6 protein-coding genes are annotated in these 6,184 nt (G+C 70.9%); 2 read left to right on the top strand and 4 right to left on the bottom strand.

Annotated elements, in window-relative coordinates; translation table 11 throughout:
* Positions 1-111: 111 nt before the first annotated feature.
* Both AB0M27_RS46125 and AB0M27_RS46130 read right to left on the bottom strand, forming a co-directional pair.
* A complete protein-coding gene (locus tag AB0M27_RS46125; protein WP_365732136.1) occupies positions 112-519 on the bottom strand; it encodes a (2Fe-2S) ferredoxin domain-containing protein in 408 nt (135 codons plus the stop codon).
* A complete protein-coding gene (locus AB0M27_RS46130) occupies positions 516-2,492 on the bottom strand; it encodes a heavy metal translocating P-type ATPase (protein ID WP_365732138.1) in 1,977 nt (658 codons plus the stop codon). Before AB0M27_RS46130 ends, AB0M27_RS46125 begins: the two co-directional genes overlap by 4 nt.
* Positions 2,493-2,602: 110 nt before the next feature.
* Between AB0M27_RS46130 and AB0M27_RS46135 the strand changes: the two genes are divergently transcribed.
* The gene (locus AB0M27_RS46135) at positions 2,603-3,007 is read left to right on the top strand and encodes a metalloregulator ArsR/SmtB family transcription factor (protein WP_365732140.1); all 405 of its coding nucleotides are present in this window, start codon (positions 2,603-2,605) and stop codon (positions 3,005-3,007) included.
* Positions 3,008-3,979: 972 nt separating this feature from the next.
* Here AB0M27_RS46135 and sigJ read toward each other — a convergent pair.
* Positions 3,980-4,897: an RNA polymerase sigma factor SigJ gene (sigJ, locus tag AB0M27_RS46140; protein WP_365732142.1), complete on the bottom strand. Its 918-nt coding sequence runs from the start codon at positions 4,895-4,897 to the stop codon at positions 3,980-3,982.
* 100 nt (positions 4,898-4,997) lie between these two features.
* Between sigJ and AB0M27_RS46145 the strand changes: the two genes are divergently transcribed.
* A complete protein-coding gene (locus tag AB0M27_RS46145; protein ID WP_365732144.1) occupies positions 4,998-5,372 on the top strand; it encodes a hypothetical protein in 375 nt (124 codons plus the stop codon).
* Positions 5,373-5,674: 302 nt separating this feature from the next.
* On the opposite strand, the gene AB0M27_RS46150 is transcribed toward AB0M27_RS46145, so the two are convergent.
* Positions 5,675-6,184 (bottom strand): DNA-directed RNA polymerase subunit alpha C-terminal domain-containing protein (locus AB0M27_RS46150; RefSeq protein ID WP_365732146.1); only part of this gene is annotated, 510 nt, incomplete at its 5' end.

Consider the following 6,184-nt stretch of genomic DNA (forward strand, 5'->3'; position numbering starts at 1 on the left):
CTATCGTTCCCCGTACGCCCACCACAGCCCGAACACTCACTCATCCGCGCCAGAACACACTCATACGCTGTTCCGCGGCAGCTGTTCACAACCCCCTGCACCAGCCACCGATCAGACCTCGATCCGACCGCGGACTCGGCGGGAAGGAGCGAACGCGTACAGGTCGAGCACGCCGGGCGGATCGGCCAGGCCTGGGCCGCCCGCGGCGATCCAGGCGGCGATGTCGTCGGCGGCGTCCGGGTCGTTGACCAGGCCCAGCCATACCGGGCGCCCGCCTGCAGCCCGTCCCGCGGCGGAGGGCTGGACGACGATGACGTTGGCGTGTTCGCAGGCGTCCAGGCACCCGGTCACCCTCACCTGAGCGCTGCCCGCGAGCGCTTGCCGCAACTGGGCGAGCTGCCCGGCGTGGTCCAGGCCGGGGATCTTCGCCGTGCCGCAGCAGCAGCCGCGGCAGACGGTGACCGTGCAACGGGCCGCGCCCGCGGCGGCGGGGACGGCGTTGCGACTGCGGCGGCTCACCGGCCGTACCCGGTGCGGGCGCGGCGCCAGGCGGAATCCGCGAGCAGGCGCAGGCCGTTGAGGCCGACGATGGCGGTGGAGCCCTCGTGCCCGGCGACACCCAGCGGCAGCGGCAGGGTGCCGACGAGGTCCCAGACGACCAGGCCGGTGATGAACACGCCCGCGATCACCAGGTTCTGCACCACCAGGCGACGCGCCCGGCGGGAGAGGGCGATCACGGTGGGGATGGTGGCCAGCTCATCTCGGACGACGACGGCGTCGGCGGTCTCCAGGGCGAGGTCGGACCCGGCGCGGCCCATGGCGATGCCCGTGTGGGCGGCGGCGAGCGCGGGGGCGTCATTGACGCCGTCGCCGACCACCAGCACCTTCCGCCCGGACCGCTCCAGCTCCCGCACCGCAGCGACCTTGTCCTGCGGCAGCAGACCGGCGCGCACGTCCGTGATGCCGACCTCGCCCGCGAGCCGCGCCGCGGCGCGCGGATTGTCGCCGGTCACCAGCATCAAAGCGGCACCCGTCAGGCGGCCCAGCGCGGCCGTGGCGGTAGCGGCCTCCTCGCGCAGCCGGTCGGCGATCCCCAGCACACCCACCGGCGTGCCGTCCGCCATGACCAGCACTGCGGTGCGGCCCTCCTCCTCCAGGCCCGCGGCGACCGCGGCGGCCGGGTGTGAGCCGCCGTCCAGCAGCCGGGCAGGGCTGCCGACCGCGATGACGCGACCCGCCACGGTCGCCGTCACGCCCGTGCCAGGCGCGGAGGCGAAGTCCTCCGCCAGCGGAATGTCCAGCTCACGGGCGCGGGCGGCGTCCACGACGGCGCGGGCCAGCGGGTGCTCGCTGGGGTGTTCGGCCGCCGCCGCGAGCCGCAGCAGTTCCCGCTCGCTCAGGCCGGAGCCGGTCAGCGGGCGGATGTCGGTCACGCGCGGGGTGCCCTCGGTCAGGGTGCCGGTCTTGTCGAGCGCGACGGCGTCCACCTGGCCGAGCCGTTCCATGACCACCGCGGACTTGACCAGCACGCCGTGGCGCCCGGCGTTGGCGATCGCCGACAACAGCGGCGGCATGGTGGCCAGCACCACCGCGCACGGTGAGGCGACGATCATGAATGTCATCGCGCGCAGCAGGGTCGGCTGCAGCGCGGCACCGAACAGCAGCGGCAGGGCGAACAGCGCCACGGTGGCGGCGACCATGCCGAGGCTGTAACGCTGTTCGACCTTCTCGATGAACAACTGGGTCGGCGCCTTGGTCTCGGATGCTTCCTCGACCATCGCCACGATCCGGGCGATCACCGAGTCGGAGGGGTCCCGCTCGACCTTCACCCGCAGCGCGCCGGTGCCGTTCAGGGTGCCGGCGAACACCTCGTCCCCGGCCTCCTTGGTCACCGGCAGCGGCTCGCCGGTGATGGTGGCCTGGTCGACCTCACTGGCCCCCTCCAGCACCCGCCCGTCGGCACCGATGCGCTCACCGGGCCGCACCAGGACCGTGTCCCCGACGCGCAGCTGCTCGGTGGGCACGCTCTCCTCGCCGCCATCGTCCGTCAGGCGAGTGGCGGCGGCCGGGGCGAGGTCGAGCAGTCCGCGCACGGAATCGGCCGTGCGGGCGGTGGCGATGCCCTCCAGGGCGCCGGAGGTGGCGAAGATGACGATCAGCAGCGCCCCGTCCAGGACCTGCCCGATCGCCGCCGCGCCGAGGGCCGCGACCACCATGAGCAGGTCCACGTCCAGGGTCTTCTCGCGCAGGGCCTGCAAGCCGGCCCAGCCCGGCTCCCAGCCGCCCGTGGCATAGGTGAGCGCGAACAGCGGCCCCCACGCCCACGCCGGTGCCCCCAGCAGGTACAGCGGCAGCGCGATCAGGAACAGCACCAGCGCGGCCGCCGCCCACCGGACCTCCGGCAGCGCGAAGATCCGGGTGCTGCGCCGGGGCGCCACCGCCCCGCGGACGGCCTCGCCGACCGGGGCGGGGCGGGTGAGAGTGGAAGACATCGAAACGGGGTCCTTTGCGAAGGCGTCGGCGGACAGCGTCCAACCCCACCACCGTAACAGGAATAAATGAACATCGATTCATGGATTCATGGGCGGCGTACCATGGGCGCATGGGTCACGGAGCCGCATCACCTGCCAGCAGCGTCCCGCGCGCACGCCTGGACGCCGCCACCGCCGCCAAGGTCGCCACCACCCTCCAGGCGCTCGCCACCCCCTCCCGCCTGCTGATCCTGGCCCGGCTGCGCGAGGGGCCCCTGCCGGCCACCGAACTGGCCGACGAGGTCGGCATGGAGCAGTCCGCCTGCTCCCACCAGCTGCGACTCCTGCGCAACCTCGGCCTGGTCACCGGCACCCGCAAGGGCCGCTCGGTGGTGTACTCCCTCTACGACAACCACGTCGCCGAACTCCTCCACCAGGCCCTCTACCACGTCGAGCACCTCCGCCTCGGCCTGAACGACACCCCCGCCACCCTCACCGAGCCGGAGCGCGAAGAGACCGCCGCTCCGATCACCTGACCACCCTGAGGGATGGTCAGCACGCTTCGCACTCGCAGATATCAGTAGTTCAGGGCGACCACCTCGGGCAGGGCGCCAGGGCGGATGTCAGCGGGCCAGGGTGACGGTGACGCCGGGCTGCTTGGTGCGTTGAGCGAGCTTGGGTGGGGCGATCTCAGGTTGAGGCCGCTGATGAGGCACCACTGCCTGGCCCGCGTCCCCGAAAGCGCTCGGTGCGCCAGCAATTCGAAGCCGCCTTGCACGACGCTCCTGACGTTGGTGCCGGGCCCCCGGTCACGCAGGAATCGTGGGCCGCTCGCCCGGGCCCACGACGCAAGCATCACAGTCTCACCCGGTACAACGCCCGGGGTGGCGCGGGCGGTCGCGGGGAGGAGGAGAGCGGCGATGACGGCGCCGGCGGTTGCGGCGGTCCGGGGCAAGCGCACGAGACAGGGAACTCTCGAAGATCACGGACAGTTCGTGATCTTCGTGGCGGATCCCGTCGCCGGCCCGCCCGGCAGCAGGCGGCAGCTCTCCCCGATCGGGGATTAACTGATCGTTCCAGAATGAAGTGGCTGGCCAGACGGTGGTGCACTGCGAAGATGCGACCTCAAATGGGCGGTTGAGAATGCAGGCACGCCAGGAAGCAGTGGCAGCTCTTGTAACAGGGATGTCCTGCTCGGTGAGCTCAGCGAGTACGGCTGTGACCATCCGTTCTTCCTGGCTCACTTCACCCCTGGGCCGGGCTGGGAGAGTGTAAGGGCGTTGTTTGAGGCATGGGCAGCCCTCAGGGACCCCGACCCGGATGGGTCTCGGACTGCCGCTGCTGCTCAGCCGTTGCGGGACTCGGAGCTCACGCCGGCTCCGCTCGGAGGCGGGCAGCGTGCGCCACGCCGTCACGCCAGAGCAGCCCACGGTCTCGGCTGGAACGTCCCGGTCGGATGCGCGCTCAACTCCCGGCGGCGACTGCATGCTCTGCAGAGCGAAGACTGGCTAGCCCTCCCGCGCCCACGGCCTCAGCTTCTCCGGGTTGCGGACCGCCCAGATTCGGGTTACGCGCCCGCCGGAGACATCGAACGAGGCGACCGTCACGACGACGCCGGCACGCTGGGCCACCAGGCCTGGCACACCGTTGACCGACCGCTCCAGGAGTTCGAGTCCCGGAGCCTTATCGGCAATGGCCACCATGTACTGGGCGATGCGCGCGCCGCCCTCGACCGGACGCAGGGCGGTGCCGACCATTCCGCCGCCGTCGGCGGTCATCACGGCCGCCGGGTTGAGGAGACCGACGAGGGCTGCGATGTCCTTGGTCTCCCACGCCTCTTTGACCTGCCTCACCACGTCGGCCTGGCCGGTCGCCGTCACCGGAGCCCGCGCGACGCTCACCCTCCGCCGAGCGGAGGCAGCCAGCTTCTTGCAGGCCGCAGGGGTCCGGTCGAGAACGTCGGCGACCTCAGCGAACGGGTACCGGAAGACGTCGTGCAGGACGAACGCCACCCGTTCGGCGGGCGTCATCGACTCCAGGACGACCAGGAAGGCCATGGCCACCGACTCGTCCAGGACGATCTGGTCGGCCGGGTCTGCAGGGCCGATGGGGTCGGCGCCGCCCGCGTGGTCCCACTCGGTGCGGTCGGGCAGCGGCTCGGGCAGCCAGGCGCCGACATAGTGTTCACGGCGGGCCCGCGCCGAACCGAGCAGGTCCAGGCAGATGCGGCTGGTCACCGTCGTCAGCCAGGCGCCGGGAGACAGTATCTCCTCCTGCCGGCTTCGTGGCAGCCCGTACCAGCGCGCGTAGGCATCCTGTACGGCGTCCTCGGCCTCGGTCACCGAACCGAGCAACCGATAAGCGACATTGATCAGTTGGCGTCGCTCGCCGGTTACCTCATCTATGCGGGTGCCGACAGTCCTCATGTTCCGGCCGCCCCCTCGCCTTACGTTTCGCAGGCCCACGTCGTCGGGCTGGTGAGAGCTTATCGATCTGCTGCCCGAGGGCGGAAAAGGGGACTGTGACATGGCCACTCAGGTGACGACGACGGCGAACGCACGGCGCATCTCATCGTTCCTGCAGATTGCGATCGCCCTGCAGACCCTGACCATCTTCCTTCAGGCGGTCTCCGCCGGACTGCTGCTGACCTCGTCCTACGGAGAGACGCTGCACAGTGTCGGAGCCCGTGTGATGTACGGGGCGTCGATGCTGTACGTGCTCGCGGCGGTGCTGGCATGGAAGCCGGGCGGCGGCTCGCCCCGGCCCATCTGGCACGCGTCAGGTTTCCTCGTGCTCGCCTCGGTCCAGGTCGTGCTCGGCATCGCGCACGTCCCGTCGGTCCATCTTCCCCTGGGTGTCTTGATGTTCGGCCTGAGTGTGCTGGCGCTGGCGCGGCGGTGAGGTCTGATACGGGGCCCATCGGGATCGATGTCGACCAGTAGGGAAGACTCCGTGTGCCGTCAGCCGCGACGGGGGCCGGGCTTGCCTCGTCATCCCGCACAAGCCGTACGACTCCGTGCCCTTTTGCAGCCTCGCACGGCGTGCCACCGGCACGGCCCGGGCCGCCGGGAGGAATCAATCGAGCTCGGATGGCTTGGGCGTCCGCATCTCCGCCGGTGAGCCATCGGGGAGCCGGGTGCGGTCGGCCGGCGCTCATCGCTGGCTCCCCTGCCTTCCCGGCTCCCCACGACCCGCCGCACCGTTCAGTACTGCTCGGTCTCCATGAAACCCGTACTCCCGTTATCGTCCGCGTCGAAGGCGGCGGCGGTCGGGTCGAATCCGGGCGGGCTGTCCTTCAGGGCCAGGCCCAGGCCGGCCAGCTTCGCCTTGACCTCGTCGATGGACTTCGCACCGAAGTTGCGGATGTCCAGCAGGTCCGCCTCCGAGCGAGCCAGGAGCTCACCCACCGAGTGGACGCCCTCACGCTTGAGGCAGTTGTAGGAGCGGACCGTGAGCTCCAGCTCCTCGATCGGCAGCGCCATGTCGGCGGCCAGGGCGGCGTCCGTCGGGGACGGACCCATGTCGATGCCCTCGGCGTCGATGTTGAGCTCGCGCGCCAGACCGAACAGCTCGACCAGGGTCTTGCCGGCCGACGCCATGGCGTCACGCGGACGCATCGCCTGCTTGGTCTCGACGTCGACGATCAGCTTGTCGAAGTCGGTGCGCTGCTCGACACGCGTGGCCTCGACCTTGTACGTGACCTTCAGCACCGG

Source organism: Streptomyces sp. NPDC052107, from assembly GCF_040680215.1.
Taxonomy (GTDB): Bacteria; Actinomycetota; Actinomycetes; order Streptomycetales; family Streptomycetaceae; genus Streptomyces.

Excerpts from the sequence above, each read along its gene's own strand:
- AB0M27_RS46130 (WP_365732138.1), bottom strand. The coding sequence starts at position 2,492 with ATGTCTTCCACTCTCACCCGCCCCGCCCCGGTCGGCGAGGCCGTCCGC.
- AB0M27_RS46135 (WP_365732140.1), top strand. The coding sequence starts at position 2,603 with ATGGGTCACGGAGCCGCATCACCTGCCAGCAGCGTCCCGCGCGCACGC.
- sigJ (WP_365732142.1), bottom strand. The coding sequence starts at position 4,897 with ATGAGGACTGTCGGCACCCGCATAGATGAGGTAACCGGCGAGCGACGC.
- AB0M27_RS46145 (WP_365732144.1), top strand. The coding sequence starts at position 4,998 with ATGGCCACTCAGGTGACGACGACGGCGAACGCACGGCGCATCTCATCG.